Genomic DNA, 26949 nt, shown 5'->3' with positions numbered 1-26949 from the left:
GTTAGTTGCTTTTTTCTGTCTTTTTATTTTTCACATACGTCTCTAGCCATTGGTCTTGCTCCCAAATAACATGTAAAATACTTTCTTTAGCTCTGTATCCATGACTTTCTTTTGGTAACATTACAAGTCTTACTGTGGCTCCTAATCCTTTTAATGCATTAAAATAGCGCTCGCTTTGCATTGGGTAAGTTCCTGAGTTGTTGTCTGCCTCTCCGTGGATTAGTAAAAGAGGATTGTTCATCTTTTCAGCATGCATAAATGGAGACATGTTGTAATAAATTTCTGGAGCCTCCCAATAGTTACGTTCTTCGCTTTGGAATCCGAAAGGAGTAAGTGTTCTGTTGTAAGCACCGCTTCTTGCAATTCCAGCTGCAAATAAATCTGAGTGTGATAGTAAGTTGGCCACCATGAAAGCACCGTAGCTATGTCCGCCTACAGCAACACGGTCTCTATCAATATATCCTAAGTTATCAACTGCGTCTATAGCTGCTTTTGCATTTGCAACTAGTTGTTTTCTAAAAGTATCGTTTGGTTGCTCATTATTCTCTCCAATTATAGGGAAAGCAGCATCATCTAAAACTACATAACCTTTAGATACCCAGAAAATAGGAGATGAATAGGATAGGTATGTAAATTCATTTGGATTCTGAGTGTTTTGAGAAGCGCTGTTTTTGTCTTTGTATTCTCTTGGGTATGCCCATAAAATCATTGGCATTTTCTCCTTTTTATTCATGTCGTAGCCTACAGGGAGGTAAAGTGTCCCAGAGAGTTCTAATCCATCATCTCTTTTGTAAGTAATAACCTCTTTGTGAATGTCTTTAATTTTATCAAACGGATTTTTAAAGAATGTTAGTTGTTGTGCGGCTTTTCTTAATTTAATGTTTTTGTAATAGTAATTTGGGTATTCGCTTGGAGATTCAATTCTCGTTAGTAATTGATCTGTCTCTGGATCATACTCCAATAAGTCTTCCTTTTTATCTTTTAAGTTAGATTTGTAAAGGGTTTCCTTTTTTAGTGTGTTTAAGTTTAGCTTATCTACAAATGGATGTTGTCCTTCTTCAGAAAAACCATCTCCAATAAGGAAAGTATTTTCTTTATTATCTAAATAAAGTATGTTTTCGTGGTATCTATTTTCATGTGTTACAAAAGAACCTGGATCGCTATAAACGTCTTGGTAATTTCTATCTGAAATTATTTTTGGTGCTTTTGAAGTGTTTTCAGGGTTAAAAAGGTATATTTTAGTGTTTCTGTTGTTCCACCATCTATCATAGGCGATAGCTGTTGTTTCATTTCCCCAAATAATTCCACTGAATCTATTCTTTGTTTTTAATATGCTCGTTCCATTTCCACTGAATGGCGCTTCTAGTGTGAAAACTTCGTCTCTGTATTCTACATCATTTTCAGGATCTCCACCGTCTAACGCTTCAACATAAACAAGAGTTGCAGCTTTATCTTTCCTCCATGAAATGTCTCTTCTACCTTCTTCAGTAGCCATGAATCCCTTTGGTAAATCTTCGTTAAGAGGTGCGTTAAGGACTTCGTTTACGAGTGTTCCGTCTTTCTTGTAAATAGTTGTTACTGATGGGAATCTATAATAAGGAACTAGGTATGAAAATGGTCTTTTTATAGTTGTGGTCATTACATAGTTTCCGTCAGGAGAAAAGCTAATATTTCTGTACATATCGCTATCTTTCCATTTAGTTTTGCTTCCGTCGAGAGAGATTTTGTAGATTTCGGAAACCGCTAATTGTTCGAAATTAAATTCGTCATTAGGATTACTTAAAAGATCTTGGTATGTTCTGTTTTGTGCCTTTTTCCCGTTGTTTGTGGAAATTGTAGGTCCAGTAGGGACGCTTTCATTCTGATTTATAAGTTCTTTTCTTTCATTAGGAATCATTTTTACAAGAAGAGAGTTGCTGTCTTTGTACCAGTTTATAACATCTCCAAGGTTTGCATTAACATTTGCATCCGTAAGTTTTTTTGCAGACTTACTTTTTAAGTCAATTACCCATAGCTCTACGCCATTATCTACGGTGTTTGTAAAGGCAATTTTGGATTCGTCTGGAGACCATTTGTAGTTAGAAAGACGCAATTCTTTAGGTAAGTTTTTAACTTCAGAGGCTTCTTTCTCTTTAGGGTTTTTTATTGTGATATTATTGTAGTAAGTAGTTCTGCTGCCGATATTCGTTTTAGGGTTTATTCGGAGTCCTGCAAGACGTAATTCCGATTCAGAAAGCTCGTTGATGCTTTTGTAACGATCTCTGTATAGCATAATCATGTATTCTTGATTGCTTGCTATTTTTACTGATGGAGCTAATTGTACATCTGCGAGTTCTAGAATTTCGCTTGATGGCTTTTGGTAGGATAACTTTTCTTGTGCGGTGCAAATATTTGCAGCTAAGGCAAGTAAGAATAGTATTTTTTTCATTAAATTATATTTAGATTATCTGTCTTTAAAAGTACAGTTTAGGTTTTATTAAAACAAATTGATTAGGTGTTGTGTGTTTGTTTTAAGAGTGATTTATTAGAAGTTATTTAGTTCGTTATTAGAGAACTTGTTGTATCTTTGGTTTAGAGTCGGATAAATGAAACGAATAATTGCAAAAAGTACGCTTCGAGAATATTGGGAAAGTCATGCTGATTCCGAACAATATTTAAAGACTTGGTATGACACTGCTAAAAGTGCAAAATGGTTTACTCCAAGTGATGTTAAGCAGACTTATATTAATGCAAGTATTTTAAAAAATGGCCGAGTTGTTTTTAATATTAAAGGTAATTCTTATCGATTGATTGTTAAATTTAATTATGAAAAACAATGGGCATTTATACGTTTTGTAGGTACGCATGCTGAATATGATAAAATTGATGCTGATACAATTTAAGAAAAACTGTTATGAAGTTAAGACCAATTAAATCTGACAAAGATTACCGAGATGCACTTAGTCGTTTAGAGGTGATTTTTGATGCCTCAATTGATAGTGAAGAGGGAGATGAGGCGGAAATACTTTCTTTGCTTATCGAAAACTATGAAAATGAGCATTATCCTATTGAAGCACCCGATCCAATTGAGGCGATAAAAATTAGAATGGAAGAATTAAATATGCGTCAGAAGGATTTGGTAGGAGTAATTGGAGGTAAGAGTCGTGTTTCTGAAATTTTAAATCGAAGAAAGAAATTAACTGTCGAAATGATAAGAGAGTTGGAGCGAACACTACATATATCCGCTTCCGTTTTAGTTAGTAATTATCATCTCAAAAGATAATAGCTGATTTTAATAATAGCAGTGGTTTTTATCTTGTTTTGTTCTTTAAATTATTATGAAATATTAGTAAAATTGTATATACTACACATCCCTTTTGTGGGAGGTTGTAATTTATTTAGACGAAATATTGACGAAATATTAAGGTGTTTTATTGCTTCAGAATCAGAATTATTTTCTGTGGAGCTTGTCTTTTTTGGGTAGGAATAAATTCATTTATAGAAAGATATGTAATATAAAGATGTGTCAAGGTGTTTTTAGGTTTAAAAAAAATTGTATATTTGCACCGTTGAAAATGAATAATCTATTTCAGAGGGGACAAAAAGTCCCCTCTTTTTATACAAATATTACATGTTGAAGGAAAGAGTAACAGCGCTTTTGAATGAAGTATTAGCAGAGAATGAGTCAATTTTTTTGATCGATTTCTCTATGACTCCAGATAACAAAATCAAGATAGTTATTGATGGTGACAATGGGGTTACTTTGAAAGATTGTATGACTGTAAGTAGGCATGTTGAGCATAATATTGATAGAGATGAACATGATTTCGCTCTAGAAGTAGCTTCTCCGGGAGCAACAGAACCTGTAGTACACAACAGGCAGTATAAAAAAAGTGTAGGAAGAAAGCTTCAGGTGAAAACTGCTGAAGAGAAAATTGAAGGTGAACTTACGGCTGTTACAGATAACGGGATCCATTTAAGTTGGAAAGCTCGTGAACCTAAGCCGGTAGGTAAGGGTAAGGTAACCGTAAAGTACGAAAAAGAGATTCCTTTTGCGGATATTAAAGAAGCTAAAGTGATGATAACATTTTAATTAAGAAATTGACATGGAGAATCTTGCATTGATCGAATCATTTTCTGAGTTTAAGGACGACAAACTCATAGATCGTGTAACGTTAATGGCCATTTTGGAAGATGTATTCAGAAATGCGCTAAAGAAAAAGTTTGGATCTGATGATAATTTTGATATCATTATAAACCCTGATAAAGGAGATTTAGAGATATGGAGAAACCGAATTGTTGTTGCAGATGATGAGGTGGAAGATGATAATCAAGAAATTTCACTTACAGAGGCTAGAAAAATTGAGCCAGATTTTGAGGTAGGAGAGGATGTGTCTGAAGAGGTGAAGTTGATCGATCTTGGAAGAAGATCTATTCTTGCGTTAAGACAGAACTTAATTTCTAAGATACACGAACACGATAATACAACTGTATACAAACAGTTTAAAGATCTTATTGGAGAGATTTATACTGCGGAAGTACATCATATTCGTCATAAAGCTGTTATTTTGTTAGATGATGAAGGTAATGAGATTCTTCTTCCGAAGGATAAGCAAATCCCTTCAGATTTTTTCAGAAAAGGAGAAAATGTAAGAGGTATTATTGAAGGCGTAGAGCTGAAAGGTAATAAGCCAATGATAATTATGTCTAGAACTGCACCTGCATTTTTAGAGAAATTATTTGAGCAAGAGATCCCAGAAGTTTTTGACGGATTGATATCTGTTAAGAGAGTTGTTAGGATTCCTGGTGAGAAAGCAAAAGTAGCGGTAGATTCTTATGATGATAGAATAGATCCTGTTGGAGCTTGTGTTGGGATGAAAGGTTCTAGAATTCATGGAATAGTTCGTGAATTAGGAAATGAAAATATCGATGTTATTAATTTTACTAACAACCCACAGTTGTTTATTAGCCGTGCATTGAGCCCAGCTAGAGTAAGTTTAGTAACTTTGAATGATGAAACTATGCATGCTGAAGTGCTTTTAAAACCAGAAGAGGTTTCTAAAGCAATTGGTAAAGGTGGTTTCAATATACGTTTAGCTGGTCAATTAACCGGTTATGAAATTGACGTGCTTCGTGAAGGTGTAGAGGAAGATGTTGAGTTAACAGAATTCTCTGACGAAATTGAAGCATGGGTTATTAATGAGTTTAGAAAAATTGGTCTTGATACGGCTAAGAGTGTTCTAGATCAAGATGTGAACGATTTAATTCGTAGAACAGATCTTGAAGAAGAAACAATTTTAGAAGTAGTAAGAATTCTTAAGGAAGAGTTTGATGACTAGTTTTTAGAGTGCACAACCTCGGGTAATGCCTGCGAGGTTTTTGAAAGGAATAATAAATGAATTTCGATTGATATCGAAACATTCAACTCACAATGGGTGGGTAAATAAAATTTAGGATAACAAATATTGTATGGCTGAAAGCGCAAAATTGAGGCTAAATAAAGTTTTAAGAGAGTTAAATATTTCATTGGATCGTGCGGTAGAATATCTATCGTCAAAAGGTCATGATGTGGAGGCACGCCCTACCACAAAAATCACCAATGAGGTATATAATGTTCTCTTAGACGAATTTCAAACGGACAGAAGTAAGAAAGTTGCTTCTAAAGAGGTTGGGGAGGAAAAGCGTAAAGAGAAAGAAGCGATCAGGCAGGAATTGGAAAAAGAGAATGAGCTAAAGCGTCAGAAGCAAGAAGAGCAAGAAATTGTGAAGGCTAAGGCGAATTTAGCAGGTCCAAAGACTGTTGGTAAGATTGATCTTGATGGTAAGAAAGAAAAAGCTGCTCCAGAGAAGAAGGAAGAAAAGCCAGCCGAGAAATTAGAGACGCCTCAGCAAGAAAACAAACAAGAAGAGCCTAAGGAAGAAGTAAAAAAACCTGAGGTTAAGAAGGTGGAGGAGAAAAAGCAGGCTGAAGTAGAGAAGGTGCAGGAGAAAAAAGTTGAGCCAAAACAGGTAGAACAGAAAAAGGTTGAAGATAAAAAACCTGAAGCAAATAAACCTGTGGAAAGTAAAACTGAAAAGAAAGAAGAAGCGGCGCCTGTTAAAGCTAAACAGGAGGCTCCTAAAGAGAAGCAAGAAGCTACTCAGCAAAAACCTAAACAAGAGTCTAAACCAGTTGCCAAAAAAGAGTCAGATGCTCCTAAGGAAACTAAAAAGGTTATTGTAGATGGTGAGGAAGTAGATTCTGAACAAGTTAAGACAAAGTATACTAAATTATCTGGTCCTAACTTTACTGGAGAGAAAATAGATCTTTCCCAGTTTAATAAGCCTAAGAAAAAGAAAGAAGACGCTAAGTCAACTGATAAAAAAGGTGGTTCTAAAGCTGCTGATGACAAAAAGAAACGTCGTCGTAGAATAAGTAAAGACAACAATAATAATAAAGGGCCTAGACCAAATAACACATCTGGTGGTGGCGGAAGATTTGCTAAAGGCAGAAATTCTGGTGGACCGGGAAGAGGTAGACGTGGATCAGCTCCTGTTGAGAAAGTAGAGCCTACTGAAGAAGAAGTTCAAAAACAAGTAAGAGAGACGCTTGAAAAACTGCAAGGTAAATCAAGTAAGTCTAAAGGTGCTAAGTATCGTAGAGAGAAAAGAGATTTCCATAGACAGAAAACTGAGAAAGAACAAGCGCAGCAGGAAGCAGAAAGCAAAGTGCTTAAAGTAACAGAGTTTGTTACTGTAAGTGAGGTTGCAACATTAATGGATGTTCCTGTTACGCAAATTATTTCTGCTTGTATGTCTCTAGGAATGATGGTTACTATGAATCAGCGATTAGATGCTGAAACATTAACTATTATTGCTGATGAATTTGGATATGAAGTTGAGTTTATAACAACCGATATTGAAGAAGCAGTAGTTGAAGAAGTAGATGCTCCTGAAGATTTAGTATTCCGTGCGCCAATTGTAACGGTAATGGGACACGTAGATCATGGTAAAACATCTTTATTGGATTATATCCGTGAAGAAAATGTTATTGCTGGAGAGAGTGGAGGTATTACGCAGCATATCGGTGCTTATGGTGTTACTTTAAAAAATGGGAATAAAATTGCATTTTTAGATACTCCTGGTCACGAGGCCTTTACGGCAATGCGTGCTCGTGGAGCTCAAGTAACTGACCTTGCAATTATTGTAATTGCAGCGGATGATGATGTGATGCCGCAAACAAAAGAGGCAATTAGTCACGCACAAGCTGCTGGAGTTCCTATTGTTTTTGCAATCAATAAGGTTGATAAAGAAACTTCAAATCCAGAAAGGATTAAAGAGAGGTTAGCGCAAATGAACCTTCTTGTTGAAGATTGGGGAGGTAAAATTCAATCTCAAGATATTTCAGCAAAAACAGGACAAGGAGTTCCAGAATTATTAGAGAAAGTATTATTGGAAGCTGAGATTTTAGAATTGAAAGCAAATCCAAATAAGATAGCTAACGGTACAGTTGTAGAAGCTTACTTAGATAAAGGTAGAGGTTATGTGTCTACTGTACTTGTGCAAGCAGGAACATTAAATATTGGAGATTACGTACTTGCGGGAACGCATAGTGGTAAGATTAAAGCAATGCAAGATGAGCGTGGTAATGAAGTTAAAGTTGCTGGGCCTTCAACTCCAATCTCTATTCTAGGTTTAGATGGAGCGCCACAGGCTGGTGATAAATTTAATGTTTATGAAGATGAACGTGAGGCTAAGCAAATTGCTACGAAGCGTACACAATTGCAACGTGAGCAGTCTGTAAGAACACAGCGTCATATTACTTTAGATGAAATTGGAAGACGTATTGCGTTAGGTGACTTTAAAGAGCTTAATATTATCCTTAAAGGAGATGTTGATGGTTCTGTAGAGGCTTTAACAGATTCGTTCCAAAAATTATCGACAGAAGAGATTCATATTAATATTATACATAAAGCAGTAGGTCCAATTACAGAATCTGATGTTTTATTAGCAACAGCATCTGATGCGATTATCATCGGATTTAATGTAAGACCAATGGGTAATGCTCGTTCGGTAGCTGATAAGGAAGAAATTGATATCCGTACATATTCTATTATCTACGATGCAATTAATGATCTTAAAGATGCGATGGAAGGTATGTTGTCTCCAGAGCTTAAAGAAGAGATTACAGGTACTGCAGAAATCCGTGAAACATTCAAGATTTCTAAAGTTGGTACCATTGCAGGTTGTATGGTAACAGATGGTAGGATCTATAGAAATTCTGGAATCAGATTAATTAGAGATGGTGTGGTAGTTTACACTGGAGAATTAGCTTCTTTAAAACGATTTAAGGATGATGTTAAAGAAGTTTCTAAAGGTTATGACTGTGGACTTCAAGTTAAGAACTACAACGATATCCATATTGGAGATGTTGTAGAAAGCTTTAGAGAAGTAGAGGTTAAGAAAAAGCTGAAATAATTTCAGTATCAAACATAAAAAAAGCGACTCAAATGAGTCGCTTTTTTTATGTCTTATTTTTACGCAATTTAAGGCTGTAATAAAAATGCGCTAGGGTAATCTTCTTTTACTTCAATTAAATATCTGTCGGCCTCTAATCTGGTTCTAAATTGACCTACTCTTACTTTGTAGTTTGGTGTTTCGAAGGCGATGTCGGAAACTATATCTTTAAATTCTCTATTGAATTCTTGTTTTGCCTTTTGAGCACCTTCTAATGTTCCGTTATAAATTTGGATTTTATAGTGCTTTTCGTCGTCAGTTTTATTGATATTGGTTTTATATGCAACCAGTTTTTCTATCCTCGCGTCCTGTTCAATATTTATTTTTCCTACCTCTTTTGAAGTTTTAACACTGCTCTGAGCGTGAGTAATTCCGCTGAAAATAAGGGCGGAAACTACTAAAGTTAATTGTTTTTTATGTGCTAATATTCTCATAATGAATGCTGTTTTATGCAAATGTAAATCTAATATTTTGTTTAAAAATAATTTTTTTTATTTAGAATAAGTATAAATTATGTATTAACGCTTCCCTAACATTTCGCAAATCGAGTCTATGTCGTATTTTTGTGCTCGGATTAATAAAACGGTTTATGACTTTTACAGTGTAAAAATCGTGCCAATTTATGATAGAAAATACATATTCTAATATGAAAAAGGTGATACACCCTAATTCAATTACGCGAATTTTAGGTATCGGATTAGCGCTTTTGCTAGCGTTTACAACTACTGCTTTTGCTCAGGATCAACAAGGAGACCCTGCTGCAGGAAAATCTTTATTTAATACTTATTGTGCTGCATGTCACCATCTAGATAGAAAGATGACTGGACCTGCGCTAAGAGGTGTTGGAGATAAACATGATAGCGAATGGTTGCATTCTTGGATCAAGAACAGTCAAGCGTTAATTAAATCTGGAGATGCAGAGGCGAATAAGCTTTGGGATGAGTATCAGCCTTCTGTGATGACAGCTTTCCCTCAATTAAGTACAGAAGATATTGATAATATCATCGCTTATACAATGGAGCCTAAAAAAGAGGCGCCAGCTGCAGAAGCAAATGCGCAGGCTGCAGGTGATGGTGATGCTAATTCCGGAGGTGTAGGGAATGACATTATTTTAGGGGCACTTATTTTAATCTTTGCTGTTTTAGTTGTAATGCTTGTTTTGGTTAATAAGACCTTAAGAAGAATTGCAGAAGCGAATGGTGTTGAATACGCTGTTAAAGAAAAGAGCTTACCGTTATGGAAAGCCTTTGTTAAGAATCAATTCTTAGTATTGGTTTCTGTAGTGTTTTTATTATTAGCTTCAGGATATTTTGCATATGGTTGGATGATGCAGGTTGGTGTTGATCAAGGGTATCAGCCAATACAGCCTATTCATTATTCACATAGAATTCATGCTGGAGATAATGAGATTGACTGTAAATATTGTCACTCATCTGCTAGAAGTTCTAAAACTTCAGGGATTCCATCTTTGAATGTTTGTATGAACTGTCACAAAAGTATTCCAGAAGTTGCTGAGTCTACAGCTACTGAGGAGTATTCTAAAGAGTTTTATGATAAGGAAATTGCTAAATTATACGATGCTGTTGGTTGGGATAACGAAAATCAGCAGTACACTGGGGAAACAAAACCTGTTAAGTGGGTTCGTATTCATAACTTACCAGATTTCGCATACTTTAATCACTCGCAACACGTAACTGTTGGTCAGATAGCTTGTCAGAAATGTCACGGTCCAATCGAAGAGATGGAGATTGTACATCAAGAAGCTCCTTTAACTATGGGATGGTGTATAGATTGTCACCGTACTACAAATGTTAAGATGGAGGGTAATGAGTACTACGCAAAAATACATGAAGAGCTTTCTAAGAAATATGGAGTAGATCAGTTAACGGCTGCTCAGCTTGGGGGAATCGAATGTGCTAAGTGTCACTATTAATAAAGACGCTTTAAAAAAAGAATTTAGAATAAAAGAATCTAAGATAAGCCTGTTTAGGCAGGTTGATTTAAAATAGTTATATATAACATGGCATCAAACAAAAAATACTGGTCAAGTGTTGAGGAGCTAAATCCAAATAGCTCTATCGCTGAGACGCTTAAACAGAATGAGTTTGTTGAGGAAATCCCTAACGATGAATTTTTAGGAGATGAAGATTCATTAGGTTCTTCGTCTACGAGTAGACGAGATTTTCTTAAATATGTAGGATTTACTACAGCTGCTGCTTCTTTAGCAGCCTGTGAAGGTCCAGTAACAAAATCTATACCTTACGTTGTTCAGCCAGAGAATATTATTCCTGGAGTAGCAAATTACTATGCTACTACAATTGCAGATGGATACGATTTTGCTAGCATATTAATAAAGACTCGTGAAGGTCGACCTATTAAGATTGAAAGTAATAATGACGCTAAAGTTAATGGTGGCGCAAATGCTAGAGTTCATGCATCTGTTTTAGGATTGTATGATAGCATGCGTGTTCAAGGACCAAAAGCAAAAGGCGAGTATATTTCTTGGGGAGATCTTGATACAAATGTAACAAACGGACTTAACGCTGCTAAGGCTAGTGGAAAACAAATTGTGTTATTAACACAAACTTTTGCTAGTCCTTCTGTAAAAAGATTAATTGCTGAATTTTCTGCTAAGTACGGAAACGTAAAGCATATTCAGTACGATGCCATATCTGAAGATGCAGCATTAGATGCTTTTGAGTCGTCATATGGAGTTCGCGCTTTAGCGGATTACGACTTCTCTAAAGCTGAAGTTATAGTTTCGTTTGGAGCTGATTTCTTAGGAGATTGGCAAGGTGGAGGTTTCGATACTGGTTATGCTAAAGGACGTGTTCCTGCGCATGGTAAAATGTCGAGACATATTCAGTTTGAGTCTAATATGAGCTTAACTGGAGCAAATGCCGATAAGAGAGTTCCGTTAACACCATCTCAGCAAAAAGTAGCTTTAGCTAAGTTTTATGGGTATTTAAATGGAAAATCTGTTGGAGGTGAGTTGCCAGCAAAAATTGATGAAGCTGTTAAAAATGCAGCTGCGCAAGTAGCAAGAGCAGGTAAAAATGCAGTAGTTGTTACTGGAATAACCGACGTAAATGCTCAAAAAGTTGTTTTATCAATAAATAAATCTATTGGAAGTGTTGTTATGGATGCAGATGCACCTAGAATGACTCGCCAAGGAAATGTAAAACAAGTTGCTGCTTTAGTTGAAGATATGAATGCTGGTAAAGTTGGTGCATTGATTATGAGTGGTGTTAATCCGCTTTATACATTACCAAATGCTGCTGAGTTTGAGGCAGGGTTGGCAAATGTAGATTTATCTGTTGCATTCTCTTTAAAAGAAGATGAAACTTCTACAAAAGCTGGATACATTGCAGCTGAGCCTCATTACTTAGAATCTTGGGGTGATGTAGAAATGAAAAAAGGTCATTATAGCTTAATGCAGCCTACTATTCGTCCTTTATTTAATACAAGACAATTTCAAGACTCTTTATTAAAATGGACTGGTAGTGATGCTAGTTATAGCGATTATATAAAAGAAACTTGGAGATCTACTATTCTTGGTGGTTCTTCTTGGAATACTGCATTGCACGATGGTGTTTTTGTTGGAAATGGAAATGTAACTGCTGAAGCTGATGAAGATGCGGTTCCTTTTGCTGCTCCTGCAGATACAGAGCCAATGAATGCTGAAGCTGCGGTAGCATCTGTTGCTTCTGCTGTTAATCAGCTTGCTGGTGCAACTGCAAATGGAATGGAAATTACACTATATCCTAAAACAGGATTAGGTGATGGACGTCAGGCAAACAATCCTTGGTTACAAGAGTTGCCAGATCCTATTACAAGAAATACATGGGATAACTACCTTACTATATCTTTAGCAGATGCTGAAGCTTTAGGAGTAGAAAATTATACTGTTTCTGATGGAGCCTTAAATGGTGACTACGTAAAAGTAGTTGTTGGAGGTGTTACATTAGATAAAGTACCAGCGTTAATTCAGCCAGGACAAGCAAAGGGGACTGTAGGTCTTTCTTTCGGTTACGGTAAAACGCTTGGTGTGAAAGAAGAAATGAAAACTGGAGTAAATGCATATCCGCTTTACTTAGGTTTTAATGCTTCTCAAGAAGTTAAGTTAGAAAAAGTTTCTGGTACTCATGAGTTTGCTTCTGTGCAAATGAAAAGTACTATGGACGGAAGAGGTGATATCTTAAGAGAAACTTCTCTAGAGATTTTCAATACTAAAAATTCTCACGATTGGAATCCTCAACCAGAGGTTTCTGTAAATCATCAGGAGGTTGCGGCAGAAGAAGCTAACCTTTGGGCAGAATTTGATTCTAGTGTTGGTCATCATTTTAACTTATCTGTAGATCTTAACTCATGTACTGGTTGTGGGGCTTGTGTTATAGCATGTCACGCTGAAAATAATGTACCAGTTGTAGGTAAGAGCGAAGTTAGAAAATACAGAGATATGCATTGGTTGCGTATCGATAGATATTATTCTTCAGAAGAAAGTTTTGAAGGAGATAATGAAGTAGTGGAAGCTGCTCCAAATTCAATAAGTACATATCATCAGTTAGAGCACCCTTCTGAGAATCCTCAGGTGGCATTCCAACCGGTAATGTGTCAGCATTGTAACCATGCTCCTTGCGAAACTGTTTGTCCTGTTGCGGCAACTTCTCATGGTAAGCAGGGTCAAAACCAAATGATATACAACCGTTGTGTAGGTACTCGTTATTGTGCAAACAACTGTCCGTATAAAGTACGTCGTTTTAACTGGTTCTTATATAGTGAGAATGATGAGTTTGATTTCCATATGAATGACGACCTTGGTAGAATGGTATTAAACCCAGATGTAACGGTTAGATCTCGTGGTGTTATGGAGAAATGTTCTATGTGTATACAAATGACACAGAAGACAATCTTAGACGCTAAGAGAGAGGGTAGACCGATTAAAGATGGTGAGTTTAAGACCGCTTGTTCTGCAGCTTGTAGCTCTGGATCAATTAAGTTTGGAGATGTTAACGATAAGGAAAGTGAGATAGTTGAATTGAAAGAAGACAACCGTATGTATCACTTACTTGGGTTTAAAGGAACTAGACCAAATGTATTCTATCACGTGAAAGTTAGAAATACAGAAGAAGCATAAAAAAAAGAATTAACAAGAATAATTATATAAAGTATTATGGCGTCGCATTACGAAGCACCTATACGTGAACCTTTAGTAACGGGAGAAAAATCTTACCATGATGTTACTGTAGACGTTGCTGCCCCAGTTGAGGGAAGAGCTAACAAACTATGGTGGATTGTCTTTTCAATAGCTTTAGTAGCCTTCCTTTGGGGAATAGGCTGTATTATCTATACTGTATCAACTGGTATTGGTGTATGGGGATTAAATAAAACCATTGGATGGGCCTGGGATATTACCAACTTTGTATGGTGGGTAGGTATCGGTCACGCTGGAACACTTATTTCGGCAGTATTATTGTTATTCCGTCAGAAATGGAGGATGGCAATTAACCGTTCAGCAGAAGCTATGACTATCTTCTCGGTAGTACAAGCAGGATTGTTTCCAATAATTCACATGGGTCGACCATGGTTAGCATATTGGGTACTTCCTATTCCTAATCAATTTGGTTCTCTTTGGGTGAACTTTAACTCTCCATTACTTTGGGATGTATTTGCAATCTCCACGTACTTATCAGTATCATTGGTTTTCTGGTGGACTGGTTTACTTCCAGATTTTGCAATGCTTAGAGATAGAGCAGTTAAGCCTTTTCAGAAAAAAATATATAGTTTATTAAGTTTCGGTTGGAGTGGTCGAGCGAAAGACTGGCAACGTTTTGAAGAAGTATCTTTAGTGTTGGCAGGTTTAGCAACTCCATTAGTACTTTCTGTACACACCATTGTATCTTTTGACTTTGCTACGTCGGTAATTCCTGGTTGGCACAGTACAATTTATCCTCCGTACTTCGTTGCTGGGGCTATCTTCTCTGGTTTTGCGATGGTATTAACGTTACTTATTATAATGCGTAAAGTATCTAACCTAGAAGCTTATATTACTAGAGTTCATATCGAGAATATGAATAAAGTAATCTTGCTTACTGGAGGTATTGTAAGTGTTGCTTATATTACAGAGTTCTTTATTGCATGGTATTCTGGTAGTAACTATGAAGATTATACATACTTATCTATAGGTGCAGCTACAGGACCATATTGGTGGGCTTTCTGGGCACTTATTATTTGTAACTTTATAGTGCCACAAACACTTTGGATTAAAAAATTAAGAAGAAACTATATTTGGTCATTTATATGTTCTATTATAATTAATATAGGAATGTGGTTTGAGCGTTTCGATATTATCGTGATCAACTTAAGTAAAGGTCATTTACCATCTTCATGGACAATGTTCTCTCCTACTTTTGTAGATGTTGGTATCTTCTTAGGAACAATAGGATTCTTTTTTGTATTATTCCTTTTATATGCTAGAACATTCCCTGTAATTGCGCAGGCAGAGGTTAAAACTATATTGAAATCATCAGGAGAGCGTTACAAACGTCTTCGTGAAGATGGAAATAGTTTAGTAGGTACAGGAGCGGATAACAGAACTTCAGATATTGCTGAAGTAAGTAATGAAACTTCTACAGCTAGTGTAACTATAGATGCTGAAAAGCAAGCTCAGTTAATAAGTGCTTTAGGAGCGTTTAATCCTGAAGAAGATAAAGCAGACGATCTTAAGAAGATTGATGGTGTTGGTCCAGTTATGGAACAGACATTAAATCAGATTGGGATTTATAAATATGAACAAGTAAGTAAAATGTCCGAGAAAGAATATAATCTTTTAGACTCAATTACTGGAAAATTCCCAGGAAGAGCACAAAGAGATGATTGGGCAGGTCAAGCTAAAAATCTAATAAATTAATCTATGGCTTCAAAAGTTATACAAGCAATGTACAATGATGACGACGTTTTGATGTTAGCCGTAAAACGTGTTAAAGAAGCGCATCATCATATAGAAGAAGTTTATACGCCTTTTCCAGTCCATGGACTAGACAAAGCGATGGGATTAGCTCCAACAAGATTAGCAATCACAGCATTTATATATGGTTGTATTGGTCTTACTGTAGCTGTTACAATGATGAACTTTATTATGATAGAAGATTGGCCTCAGAATATCGGAGCTAAGCCTAGTTTTAGTTTCATTCAGAATATGCCGGCCTTTATACCGATTATGTTCGAATTAACAGTTTTCTTTGCAGCCCACTTAATGGTTATTACTTTTTATATGAGAAGTAGATTATGGCCTTTCAAGAAAGCTGAGAATCCTGATGTTAGAACTACAGATGACCATTTTTTAATGGAAGTGTCTTTGAATGGTAATGAAGACGAGTTAACAAGACTCTTGGTAGATACAGGAGCAGTAGAAGTTAAAGTTTCAGATAAGCATTAATAATTCGAAATGAGAGTTTTTGTAAAAATAGGGATTGTTTTAGGTGTTGTTACTTTGGTAGCATCATGTCAAAATAAATCATCAAGAAATTATCAATACATGCCTAATATGTATAAGTCTGTAGGTTACGAAACCTACCAAGAGACTGCTGCTTTTAGGAATGGTAAAGAAGGGCAATTACCTGTAGAAGGAACAATTGCAAGAGGGCATATGCCATATGATTATCCTAACACATTAGAGGGATATAATGCGGCAAAAGCAAATCTTAAAAATCCGTTACCGTTTGAAGCTTTTAGAAATGCTGATTCTACTGTTACAGATTCGTATTTACAGAAGGGTGGAGATCTTTTTAATATCTATTGTGCTGTTTGTCATGGTGCAAAAGGGGATGGAAAAGGTATTTTGGTTAAGCGTGAAAAAATACTAGGTATACCTAGTTACGATGACGCAGGACGTGCCATAACAGAAGGTAGTGTTTACCATGTTATCCGTTATGGGTTAAACGGAATGGGGTCTTATGCTAACCAGCTTAATGAAGAGGAGCGTTGGGAAGTTACTGAATATGTAATGTCCCTAAAACAAGACTTAGAGAATAAATAATCAAAATCAACTATTCAAAAGAAGATTCAGGATATGTACACGTTTTCAAATAAATTAAGAATAGCATCTTTCATTTTAATGATAGTTGGCGTTCTTGGGATAGGATACGGTTTTTTTACTTCTCCCTCAACGGTAGAAGAGGCAAAAGCTCTTGTCTCCAATAATGCACATCATGGTGCTGCTTCACATGAAGATAATTCACACGAGGCTGCAGCAGTTAATCACCACGAAGAAGCTAGTAAAGGAGAACATCACAAAACAGAAGCTGGGCATGGAGATGAGGCAGCAGCGCATCAATCTCATGACGAGCATACACTAAGTAAATTGCAAAACCGCCCTTGGGCAGCTTTCTTTATAGCAGGGTTTTTCTTTTTCATGTTAGCCTTAGGTGCTTTAGTATTCTTTGCTATTCAGCAAGTTGCACAAGTAGGTTGGTCGCCAGTACTATTTAGAGTAATGGAAGCTATTAGTGCTTACTTATTTCCAGGTGCAATAATACTTTATGTATTCTTTGTACTTACATCAGCATTCCATTTAAACCATTTATATATATGGATGGATCCTAATGTAATGGCGCACGATGAAATTTTACAATTAAAGTCTGGTTATTTAAACATACCATTCTTCCTTATAAGATCTTTTATCTTTTTAGCAGGTTGGGTTCTTTACAGACATTTTGCTGTTAAAAATTCATTAGCACAGGATGAGGCAAAAGACAACACATATTACAAGAAGAATTTTAAAATCTCTGTATTTTTCTTATTGTTCTTCTTTGTAACAGAGTCTATAATGGCTTGGGATTGGTTTATGGGGCTAGAGCCACACTGGTATAGTACTTTATTTGCATGGTATATTTTTGCAAGTATGTTTGTATCTGCTGTTTCTGTAATAGCAATGATTACTATGTACCTTAAATCTAAAGGATTATTAGAGTTTGTAAACGATAGTCACTTACACGATTTGGCTAAGTTCATGTTTGGATTAAGTATTTTCTGGACATACCTTTGGTTTGGTCAGTTTATGTTAATATGGTATGCTAATATTCCTGAGGAAGTTGGTTACTTTATGACTAGAATAGAACATTATAACTTTGTATTCTTCGGAATGTTATTGTTTAACTTTGTGTTCCCATTCTTAGTTCTTATGAATAGTGACTTTAAACGTGTAAATTGGTTCGTAATGATTGCAGGAATCAGTATCCTTGTAGGTCATTATATGGATATATTCCAAATCGTTATGCCTTCTACAGTTGGAGAGCATTGGAGCTTTGGAATACCAGAAATTGGAAGTATACTTTTCTTCTTAGGATTGTTTATTTTTGTAGTGTTCAATGCACTTGCAAAAACACCATCTTTCCTAGCTAAACGTAATCCGTTTGTTGAAGAAAGTAAACATTTTCATTATTAATTGAATTTTAAAAAGTAAACAGGATATATACGATGACTGCTTTATTAACTATTATTGTTCTACTACTTGTTGCCATTGCCATCTGGCAGATGACAAAGATTTTTGAATTGTCGCAAGTCAATTCAGATAACTCTCAAATTGCTAACGACAAAGACAACAAGCTAAATGGGTATTTGATGTTCGGATTTTTAATCTTCATCTACCTTATTACTATCTATTCATTCTGGGCATGGGGTGATGTTATATTAGGAACTCCTGCATCTGAACATGGTGAAGGAATTGATAACCTTATGTTTATCTCCATGGCTTTGATTTTCTTTGTACAGATAATCACGCAAGCATTATTACATTGGTTTGCATTTAAATACAAAGGTCAGAAAGGTAAAAAAGCTTTATTTTATGCAGATAATGATAAGCTTGAGTTCATTTGGACTATTATTCCTGTTATTACTTTAGCTGGTTTAATTATCTACGGACTTTTTACTTGGACAAGTTTGATGGATGTAAACGATAAAGAGGGAGACCCTATTATTGTAGAGCTTTATGCACAACAGTTTAACTGGAAAGCACGTTACGCAGGTAACGATAATGTTTTAGGGCAAGCTAATGTTCGTTTAATAGATATCAATAAAAATAATGTACTTGGGATAGACGAATCAGATCCTTATGGAGAAGATGATATCGTATCTCAATCAGAACTACATTTACCTGTAGGTAGAAAAGTTATTTTCAAAATGCGTTCTCAAGATGTACTTCACTCTGCTTATATGCCTCACTTTAGAGCGCAAATGAACTGTGTGCCTGGTATGATTACTCAGTTTGCATTTACTCCTACTGTTACTACTGAAGAAATGAGAATGGATCCAGATATGGTAGAAAAAGTTCAACATATTAATAAAATCAGAGCAGAAAGAAGAGCTAATGGTGATGATAATGCTGATGCTTGGGAATTTGATTATGTATTATTATGTAACAAAATTTGTGGATCTTCTCACTACAATATGCAAATGAAAATTGTAGTAGAAACACAAGAAGAGTTTGATGCTTGGTTAGAAGGACAAGATACCTTCAAGAAAGCTATGGCAGCAGCAAACTAAAACTAACAACTAAGTTTATTTAAAAATAATAAAAGGAAACAAGATTATGTCAGCAACAGCAGAACAGGGGCACTTAGAAGATCATGCACATGATCATGGACATCATCATAAAGAGACGTTTATAACGAAGTATATATTCAGTCAAGACCATAAAATGATCTCTAAGCAATACCTAATCACCGGTTTATTAATGGGGGTTATAGGAATTGCAATGTCATTACTTTTTAGAATGCAAATTGCATGGCCAGGAGAATCTTTTAAAATATTCGAAATTTTATTAGGAGATTGGGCACCAGACGGTGTAATGGATCCTAATATATATTTGGCATTAGTTACCATTCATGGTACTATCATGGTATTCTTTGTACTTACACAAGGACTTAGTGGTACTTTTAGTAACTTATTAATTCCACTTCAAATTGGAGCCAGAGATATGGCATCTGGATTTATGAACATGCTTTCTTACTGGTTGTTCTTTTTATCTAGTATCATTATGGTTTCTTCTTTATTTATTGAAGCTGGACCTGCTGCTGCTGGATGGACAATTTATCCTCCATTAAGTGCATTGCCACAAGCAATGGGTGGATCTGGATTAGGGATGACTTTATGGTTAGTTTCTATGGCTATCTTTATTGCATCTTCTTTATTAGGATCTTTAAATTATGTGGTTACCGTTATTAACTTAAGAACAAAAGGAATGTCTATGACAAGATTGCCACTTACTATTTGGGCTTTCTTTGTTACAGCTATCATCGGGATTGTATCTTTCCCAGTTCTTTTATCAGCAGCTTTATTGCTTATAATGGATAGAAGTTTTGGAACTTCATTCTTTTTATCAGATATATTTATCCAAGGAGAAGTATTACATTACCAAGGAGGATCACCTGTATTATTTGAGCACCTTTTCTGGTTCTTAGGTCACCCAGAGGTATATATTGTAATCTTACCAGCGATGGGAATTGTTTCTGAAATTATGGCTGCCAATTCACGTAAACCAATCTTTGGTTACCGTGCGATGATTGCTTCGATATTAGCAATTGCTTTCTTATCAACAATCGTTTGGGGTCACCATATGTTTATTTCAGGGATGAATCCTTTCTTAGGATCTGTATTTACATTTACAACGTTATTAATTGCAATTCCTTCTGCAGTAAAAGCCTTTAACTGGATTACAACAATCTGGAAGGGGAACATACAAATGAACCCAGGGATGTTATTCTCTATCGGATTTGTATCTACATTTATTACTGGAGGATTAACAGGAATTATTTTAGGAGATAGTGCATTAGATATTAATGTTCACGATACATATTTTGTTATTGCTCACTTCCACTTAGTAATGGGTATTTCTGCTCTTTACGGAATGTTTGCTGGTATTTACCATTGGTATCCTAAAATGTTCGGAAGAATGATTAATAAAAACTTAGGATATGTACATTTCTGGATTACTGCAATTTGTGCTTATGGAGTTTTCTTCCCAATGCACTTTGTAGGAATGGCTGGTGTACCAAGACGTTACTATACAAATACAAACTTCCCTATGTTTGATGATTTATCGAATATCCAAGTGGTAATGACTGTATTTGCTTTAATCGCTGGACTTGCTCAGTTAATATTCCTTTGGAACTTCTTTTACAGTATGTTTTATGGAGAGAAAGCGGTTCAAAACCCATGGAGATCTACAACTTTAGAATGGACTACTCCTGTTGAAGCTATTCATGGTAACTGGCCTGGAGAAATTCCAGAAGTTCACAGATGGGCTTACGATTACAGTAAAACTAATGAAAATGGTGAGTATGTAATACCTGGTCAAGACTTTGTACCTCAAACTGTTCCTTTACAAGAAGGTGAAGAGGAAATGAATCACTAATAAGGTTTACTTAATAATATATATTTAAAGGTCTTCTTTTACAGAAGGCCTTTTTTTGTGCCTGTTTTTATTATATGTATTAATCAATGTTTATATTCTAATTAGTTACTCTTTATCCTTTATATATGCATTTTGTAGTTAATATTCTATTTTATATTATATAAATAATATATTATGTAGGAAATTAACTCTATAAATATTATGAGTCTCTTAGATTATTATTTAGCTGCCTTCTTACCCTTTACAGTTGTTTACTTTCTATTACATTTAGATATTCATTATGGTTTCAGCATCTCACTCCTGTTCTATTATCTCTACAGATGTATTTTGGATTATATTAAACTAGAAATGCAGGGAACAGTGACTAAAAAGGATATTTGGAAGTTTGTTGTTCCAATTCATACGTTTATTTATTTTAAGCAACTTTATTTTAGGCCTTAATTATTTTGCGATAGGGATTGTAGCGGTTAGCTTTTGGTAAACGTTTTTACTTTTACCAAAACTAGTAGCGTAAAGCGCGGTGCGAAGCAATTGCCCATATTATATAAACTCAGTAACACTTTAGTTGTATTGGCTTTGAAGATTTTCAATAAAAAAATCCCAAACATTACTGCTTGGGATTTCTATCGTTATATATTAAAGCGATCTATATTTTTGAGCGCTATTAATTTTTAGTATCTGTAATACTCAGGCTTAAAAGGTCCTTTTACTTCTACTCCAATGTATTCTGCTTGCTCTTGATTAAGCTCTGTAAGCTCTACTCCAATTTTTTCTAAGTGAAGCTTTGCTACTTTCTCATCTAAGTGCTTAGGAAGCATATAAACATCGTTTTCATACTTATCAGAATGTTTCCAAAGCTCTATTTGAGCTAGCGTTTGGTTTGTAAAAGAGTTACTCATTACAAAACTAGGATGCCCTGTTGCACAACCTAAGTTTACCAATCTACCTTGTGCTAAAAGAATAATATCATTACCGTTTACAGTATATTTATCTACTTGTGGTTTGATATTTACTTTACTAGCACCATGATTTTTATTTAGCCAAGCTACATCAATCTCGTTATCAAAATGACCAATATTACAAACAATAGTCTTGTCTTTCATCTGCTCAAAATGCTTGCTAGTAACAATATCTTTATTTCCTGTAGTTGTAATAACGATATCTGCTTTTTCAACAACATTTTCTAGCTTCTTAACCTCAAAACCATCCATAGCTGCTTGAAGCGCACAGATAGGATCTATTTCTGTAACAGTAACGATAGAACCAGCACCTTTAAAAGAGGCAGCAGTACCTTTACCAACATCTCCATAACCACAAACAACTACGCGTTTCCCAGCAAGCATAACGTCTGTAGCTCTTCTAATAGCATCTACAGCGCTCTCACGACATCCGTATTTATTGTCAAATTTAGACTTCGTTACAGAATCGTTTACGTTAATAGCAGGCATAGGAAGCGTTCCGTTCTTTACACGCTCGTATAAACGGTGAACTCCAGTAGTAGTTTCTTCAGAAAGTCCTTTTACATCTGCTGCAAGCTCAGGATATTTATCTATAACCATATTGGTAAGATCTCCACCATCATCTAAAATAAGGTTCAATGGTTTTCTATCTTCTCCAAAGAAAAGTGTTTGCTCGATACACCAGTCAAATTCTTCTTCTGTCATATCTTTCCATGCATAAACAGATACTCCTGCGGCAGCAATTGCAGCAGCAGCCTGATCTTGCGTAGAGTAGATGTTACAAGAACTCCAAGTAACTTCTGCACCCAAAGCAACCAATGTTTCAATTAAAACCGCCGTTTGGATGGTCATGTGTAGACACCCTGCAATACGAGATCCTTTTAAGGGTTGCTCATCTTTATATTCTTCTCTAAGAGACATTAGTCCTGGCATTTCTGCTTCTGCTAATTCTATTTCTTTTCTCCCCCAATCAGCTAAAGAGATATCTTTTACTTTATAGGCTACAAAAGGAACTGTTTTGGTACTCATATTACTTTTTTCTGTTTAAATTTTTTTATTTGTTTCTGAATAAGAACGTGGAAATTAATAGTCTTCGAAGAACCGTTTTACTAACATCTAGAATTTAATTATAACGGATGAATAGTAAATAATTAATATAGTTCCTTCTCATTTCTTATTTTTACAATCATTAAGCAATAAATATTGCTTTGTAATAGTAATTTCCACTGTAAAAATTCGGTGCAAAGTTACATAAATAACTTGTATTATTCATGCCTCTTTACAAAACTATAACGCCATCTGCTAATACTAAAGTGCTGATTTGGAAGATAGAAGAATCTTATCTTGAAATGAAGGAGGGAATCACACTTACAGCTAATTGTATAGATCGATTGTCTCATATGAAATCGGAAATTCATCAACGTGGATTTTTAAGCGTTAGGCAGTTACTTAAAGTAGCAGGGTATAGTGCAGCAGATTTGTATTATGATGATAATGGGAAGCCACATCTAAAAGATGGAAATTATATATCGATAACGCATTCTTTTATTTTCTCTGGAATTATAATTAGTAGCGATACTAATATTGGAATTGATATTGAAAAGCAGCGTGATAAAATTAGTGTGATTGCTAATAAATTTATTAACTACGAATATAATTTTCTAACTGATGAAGATGTAAGAAAGCTTACCGTGGTATGGTGTATAAAAGAGAGTTTATACAAAGTTTTTGCTACGGAAGGAATGAGTTTTAAGCAACATACTAAAGTGATTTCTTTTGAACTTGAAGAAGGAAAGACAATAGGTTGGGTTTATTACAAGGGTATTATTAAGAAATATAATGTAGCTTTTTTAGAGTTTGATGGGTTTACATGTGCCTATGCATTAGAAATGGATAGCTTAAGTTAATAAGGGAGCAAATCTTGAAAATAAAAGAAGATAAACAAGGAAGCATATTAAAGTTGCGACAACAAAATATTAAGCAAATAAGTATAATATCACTTTTCAAAGAACTAAAAATTAAAAATCAACATAAATGGATATATCAGTAGAATTAACGCTAACACCAATTCAAGATAATTTTGAACCTTCTATTATTCACTTTATAAAAAAAATGAGAGCTAGCGGACTCACAGTATTAGAAAATCCATTAAGTACGCAAGTATATGGAGAATATGACGAAGTGATGAAAGTGCTCACTACAGAAATAAAAGAAGCCTTTGAAATGATCGATAAAGGATTGTTATATATGAAAATAGTAAAATCTGATCGAAGCGAGTATGAACCACATTTTTGATTGGCTATTTTCACAATACGACGGTGTTCCAACGCATTTTATAGTTTTAGAAATTATAGGTGTCTTTTTTGGTTTCTTAAGTGTGTTGTATTCTAAAAAGGAAAACATTCTTGTTTATCCAACGGGGATTATAAGTACAGCTATTTTTGTCTATTTATTGTTGCAATATGGTTTGTTGGGAGATATGATGATTAATGCATATTATTTTTCCATGAGTATTTATGGCTGGTATGTGTGGACGAGAAAAGTAGATGAGACTCATTTTATTGCCGTTACCAAAACAACAAAGAAAGAAAAGACAATCTCGGTATTATTATTTATTGGAACCATGATTTTTGTATATGTGATTTATGCACTTTTTGATAAATGGGATTCGTGGTTGTCTTATGTAGATATATTAACCACTGCCATATTTTTTGTTGGAATGTGGCTGATGGCAAAAAAGAAATTAGAGAATTGGATTTATTGGATTATTGGAGATATTATTTCTGTTCCCTTATACCTTTATAAAGGGTTAGCATTTACTAGTTTACAATATTTAATATTTACCGTAATTGCCATTTATGGTTATATAGCATGGAAGAAAAACTTAAACAAGAATCCTCAGACATTATTAAAGTAGTAATGTTCGGCCCAGAATCTACTGGGAAAACAACATTAGCAAAAGCATTGGCGGCTCATTATAATACAGAATGGGTTGCAGAATATGCACGAGAATATCTACAAGAAAAATGGGATAGAGAACGAAAAACTTGTGAGCCTAAAGATTTGATTCCTATTGCTGAAGGACAAATGGAGCTAGAAAATAGACTTTCAAAAAAGGCAACAAAAGTTTTGTTCTGTGATACCGATATTTTAGAAACTAAAGTTTATTCTGAAGCATACTATACTGGAACTTGTGATCCAATTCTTGAAAAATATGCATTAGAAAATAAGTATGATTTGTATTTTTTAACGTATATTGATATTCCATGGGTAAAAGACGATCTTCGAGACAAACCTGATGCTCGCGAAGAAATGTTCTCCTATTTTAAAGATGCACTAGATACTTATGATAGAAACTATGTGCTGCTAAAAGGGGATTTAGAAACCCGCTTAAAAATAGCCATTAAACACGTAGATAAACTTATTAAGGATAATGATTACACTAACCGAAGCAGATAAAGATCAGTTAAAGCAAAAAGGAATACCGAAAAAGCAAGTAACAGAGCAGATTGAGATTTTTAAAAAGGGAATCCCATTTGTAAACCTAATTGCAGCTGCTACTATTGGGCATGGAATTCATAAATTTTCTGATGAAGATAAGAAGAAATATGTGGCGCTTTTTGAAGCCGAAAAGGATGATTTAAATTTATTGAAATTTGTTCCTGCTTCTGGTGCTGCGTCTAGAATGTTTAAAGCGTTATTTCAGTTTCTAAATACATACAATCCTGCCAATGAAACGATAAACGCATATGTAAATAGAGAGAAAGCAGAGCTTATCCGTACATTTTTTATTGGCGTAGAGAAGTTTCCATTTTATGAGCCTGTAATTAAAAGGTTCGTAGAGAAGCATCCTGATTTCCTTAATCTACCAGATCATTTTCAGAAATACTATTTTATAAAAATCTTATTAGATAAAGATGAGTTTGATTATGGTTCTAGTCCGAAGGGATTATTGCCATTTCATAAATATAAAACGCATCCAGCAACAGCTTTTGAGGAACATATGTATGAAGCAGCGTTGTATGACGAATCTAATGGCGTAGCTAAGCTTCACTTTACAATTTCTAAAGAGCATAATAACGATTTTGATGAAGAAATGGATAAGATTCAAAATCGTGTAAAAGAGAAGACTGGTGTTTCTTTTGATACTTCTTTTTCTTTTCAAAAAGGGACTACAGATACCATTGCAGTAGATATGGATAATAAGCCTTTCCGTTTAGAGGATGGAAATTTATTATTTAGACCTGGAGGCCATGGAGCATTGATAGAAAATCTAAACGATCAAGATGCTGATATTATCTTTATTAAGAATATTGATAATGTAGTGGTTTATAAATACAAGCAAGAAGTAGCGCAGTATAAAAAAGTATTAGCAGGGAAACTTTTAGAAGTGCAGCATAAGTCGTTTGAATATGCAAAACTATTAGACGAAACATCTCCAGACGAGAAAAAGATAGCTGAAATAAAAGACTTCTTAAAAACAGAACTAAATGTTCATGTAAAATTTGATTTCGATAAATATAAAGAGATTTATCAAATTGAATTTTTAAAGGAAAAATTAAATGCTCCAATCCGAATTTGCGGAATGGTGAAAAATGAAGGGGAGCCTGGAGGGGGACCATTTTGGATAAAAGATGAAGATGGAAATATCTCATTACAAATTGTAGAATCTCCGCAAATAGATAGTAATAATAAGTTCCAAGAAGATATTTTAAAAGCTTCAACACACTTTAATCCTGTAGACATAGTTTGTAGTATAAAAAATTATAAAGGGGAGAAGTATAATTTATTGGATTTTGTAAATAAGCAACATGCGTTTATAACTACAAAAACAAAAGAAGGAAAAGAATTAAAAGCATTAGAACTTCCAGGATTATGGAATGGTGGAATGGCTTTTTGGAATACTATATTTATAGAAGTCCCTTTAACTACTTTTAACCCAGTAAAAACTGTTGTCGATCTTTTAAAGCCTGCACATCAGGTAAAAGATAAATAGAAGAATATATATTACCTTATTTAAAAGGTAGATGTTTAAAGAAGCTTTCTAGGTTTTATCATAAAACTTAGAAAGCTTCTTTAATTATAACAATTTGTGTATTAATT

General features: G+C 34.9%; 21 protein-coding genes. 18 read left to right on the top strand and 3 right to left on the bottom strand.

From position 1 onward, the window contains the following. Nucleotide 1: 1 nt before the first annotated feature. Complete coding sequence (locus ACN0TY_RS01625) at nt 2-2428, bottom strand: prolyl oligopeptidase family serine peptidase (protein ID WP_417443108.1); 2427 nt, start codon at nt 2426-2428, stop codon at nt 2-4. 157 nt (nt 2429-2585) lie between these two features. Here ACN0TY_RS01625 and ACN0TY_RS01620 point away from each other — a divergent pair, with 157 nt between their 5' ends. The 5 genes from ACN0TY_RS01620 to infB all read left to right on the top strand — a co-directional run bounded on the left by ACN0TY_RS01620 (nt 2586) and on the right by infB (nt 8436). Then, entirely contained in the window at nt 2586-2882 is a 297-nt protein-coding gene (locus ACN0TY_RS01620; RefSeq protein ID WP_417443107.1) for a type II toxin-antitoxin system HigB family toxin, read from the top strand. Between the two features lie 11 nt (nt 2883-2893). Continuing rightward, on the top strand, nt 2894-3262 hold the full coding sequence (locus tag ACN0TY_RS01615) for a helix-turn-helix domain-containing protein (protein ID WP_236957327.1): 369 nt from the start codon (nt 2894-2896) through the stop codon (nt 3260-3262). 348 nt (nt 3263-3610) lie between these two features. Then, entirely contained in the window at nt 3611-4072 is a 462-nt protein-coding gene (rimP, locus tag ACN0TY_RS01610) for a ribosome assembly cofactor RimP (protein WP_236957326.1), read from the top strand. Nucleotides 4073-4085: 13 nt separating this feature from the next. Beyond that, the gene (gene nusA / locus ACN0TY_RS01605) at nt 4086-5318 is read left to right on the top strand and encodes a transcription termination factor NusA (protein ID WP_236957325.1); all 1233 of its coding nucleotides are present in this window, start codon (nt 4086-4088) and stop codon (nt 5316-5318) included. A 130-nt stretch (nt 5319-5448) separates the two neighbouring features. Then, nucleotides 5449-8436, top strand: coding sequence for a translation initiation factor IF-2 (gene infB / locus ACN0TY_RS01600; RefSeq protein ID WP_417443106.1), 2988 nt, complete (start codon nt 5449-5451; stop codon nt 8434-8436). A 68-nt stretch (nt 8437-8504) separates the two neighbouring features. Here the strand turns inward: infB and ACN0TY_RS01595 are convergent, their stop codons facing one another. Further along, nucleotides 8505-8909 (bottom strand): SPOR domain-containing protein, encoded by a 405-nt coding sequence (locus ACN0TY_RS01595; RefSeq protein ID WP_236957323.1) that lies wholly within the window; start codon nt 8907-8909, stop codon nt 8505-8507. A 212-nt stretch (nt 8910-9121) separates the two neighbouring features. Here ACN0TY_RS01595 and ACN0TY_RS01590 point away from each other — a divergent pair, with 212 nt between their 5' ends. The 8 genes from ACN0TY_RS01590 to ACN0TY_RS01555 all read left to right on the top strand — a co-directional run bounded on the left by ACN0TY_RS01590 (nt 9122) and on the right by ACN0TY_RS01555 (nt 20887). Then, entirely contained in the window at nt 9122-10408 is a 1287-nt protein-coding gene (locus tag ACN0TY_RS01590) for a c-type cytochrome (protein ID WP_236958047.1), read from the top strand. Nucleotides 10409-10495: 87 nt separating this feature from the next. Further along, on the top strand, nt 10496-13612 hold the full coding sequence (locus tag ACN0TY_RS01585; protein WP_417443105.1) for a TAT-variant-translocated molybdopterin oxidoreductase: 3117 nt from the start codon (nt 10496-10498) through the stop codon (nt 13610-13612). Between the two features lie 36 nt (nt 13613-13648). Beyond that, complete coding sequence (nrfD, locus tag ACN0TY_RS01580; protein ID WP_417443104.1) at nt 13649-15385, top strand: NrfD/PsrC family molybdoenzyme membrane anchor subunit; 1737 nt, start codon at nt 13649-13651, stop codon at nt 15383-15385. A gap of 3 nt (nt 15386-15388) precedes the next feature. Continuing rightward, a complete protein-coding gene (locus tag ACN0TY_RS01575; RefSeq protein ID WP_236957320.1) occupies nt 15389-15913 on the top strand; it encodes a DUF3341 domain-containing protein in 525 nt (174 codons plus the stop codon). A gap of 9 nt (nt 15914-15922) precedes the next feature. After that, the gene (locus tag ACN0TY_RS01570; protein WP_236957319.1) at nt 15923-16513 is read left to right on the top strand and encodes a c-type cytochrome; all 591 of its coding nucleotides are present in this window, start codon (nt 15923-15925) and stop codon (nt 16511-16513) included. Nucleotides 16514-16546: 33 nt separating this feature from the next. Continuing rightward, entirely contained in the window at nt 16547-17920 is a 1374-nt protein-coding gene (locus ACN0TY_RS01565; protein WP_236957318.1) for a quinol:cytochrome C oxidoreductase, read from the top strand. 32 nt (nt 17921-17952) lie between these two features. Continuing rightward, nucleotides 17953-19017: a cytochrome c oxidase subunit II gene (locus tag ACN0TY_RS01560; protein ID WP_236957317.1), complete on the top strand. Its 1065-nt coding sequence runs from the start codon at nt 17953-17955 to the stop codon at nt 19015-19017. Nucleotides 19018-19063: 46 nt separating this feature from the next. Further along, nucleotides 19064-20887, top strand: a complete 1824-nt coding sequence (locus ACN0TY_RS01555) for a cytochrome c oxidase subunit I (RefSeq protein WP_417443103.1) — start codon at nt 19064-19066, stop codon at nt 20885-20887. Nucleotides 20888-21558: 671 nt separating this feature from the next. On the opposite strand, the gene ahcY is transcribed toward ACN0TY_RS01555, so the two are convergent. Then, entirely contained in the window at nt 21559-22875 is a 1317-nt protein-coding gene (gene ahcY / locus ACN0TY_RS01550; protein WP_236957315.1) for an adenosylhomocysteinase, read from the bottom strand. Nucleotides 22876-23117: 242 nt separating this feature from the next. On the opposite strand from ahcY, the gene ACN0TY_RS01545 reads away from it, so the two are divergent. The 5 genes from ACN0TY_RS01545 (at nt 23118) to ACN0TY_RS01525 (ending at nt 26842) form a co-directional block, all read left to right on the top strand. Next, nucleotides 23118-23753, top strand: a complete 636-nt coding sequence (locus ACN0TY_RS01545; protein ID WP_236957314.1) for a 4'-phosphopantetheinyl transferase superfamily protein — start codon at nt 23118-23120, stop codon at nt 23751-23753. 127 nt (nt 23754-23880) lie between these two features. Then, entirely contained in the window at nt 23881-24141 is a 261-nt protein-coding gene (locus tag ACN0TY_RS01540) for a thiamine-binding protein (RefSeq protein ID WP_417443102.1), read from the top strand. Further along, nucleotides 24125-24763, top strand: coding sequence for a nicotinamide riboside transporter PnuC (gene pnuC, locus ACN0TY_RS01535; RefSeq protein ID WP_417443101.1), 639 nt, complete (start codon nt 24125-24127; stop codon nt 24761-24763). Before ACN0TY_RS01540 ends, pnuC begins: the two co-directional genes overlap by 17 nt. Beyond that, nucleotides 24718-25305 (top strand): AAA family ATPase, encoded by a 588-nt coding sequence (locus tag ACN0TY_RS01530; protein ID WP_417443100.1) that lies wholly within the window; start codon nt 24718-24720, stop codon nt 25303-25305. Before pnuC ends, ACN0TY_RS01530 begins: the two co-directional genes overlap by 46 nt. Continuing rightward, a complete protein-coding gene (locus tag ACN0TY_RS01525) occupies nt 25280-26842 on the top strand; it encodes a DUF4301 family protein (protein WP_417443099.1) in 1563 nt (520 codons plus the stop codon). The genes ACN0TY_RS01530 and ACN0TY_RS01525 overlap by 26 nt, the downstream gene beginning before the upstream one ends. Nucleotides 26843-26949 lie beyond the last annotated feature (107 nt).

The sequence above is a fragment of the Joostella sp. genome, assembly GCF_048266025.1.
Lineage (GTDB): Bacteria > Bacteroidota > Bacteroidia > Flavobacteriales > Flavobacteriaceae > Galbibacter > Galbibacter atrarenae.
The sequence above is the reverse complement of the archived record's forward strand: the minus strand, read 5'-3'. Positions and strand labels throughout refer to the sequence as shown.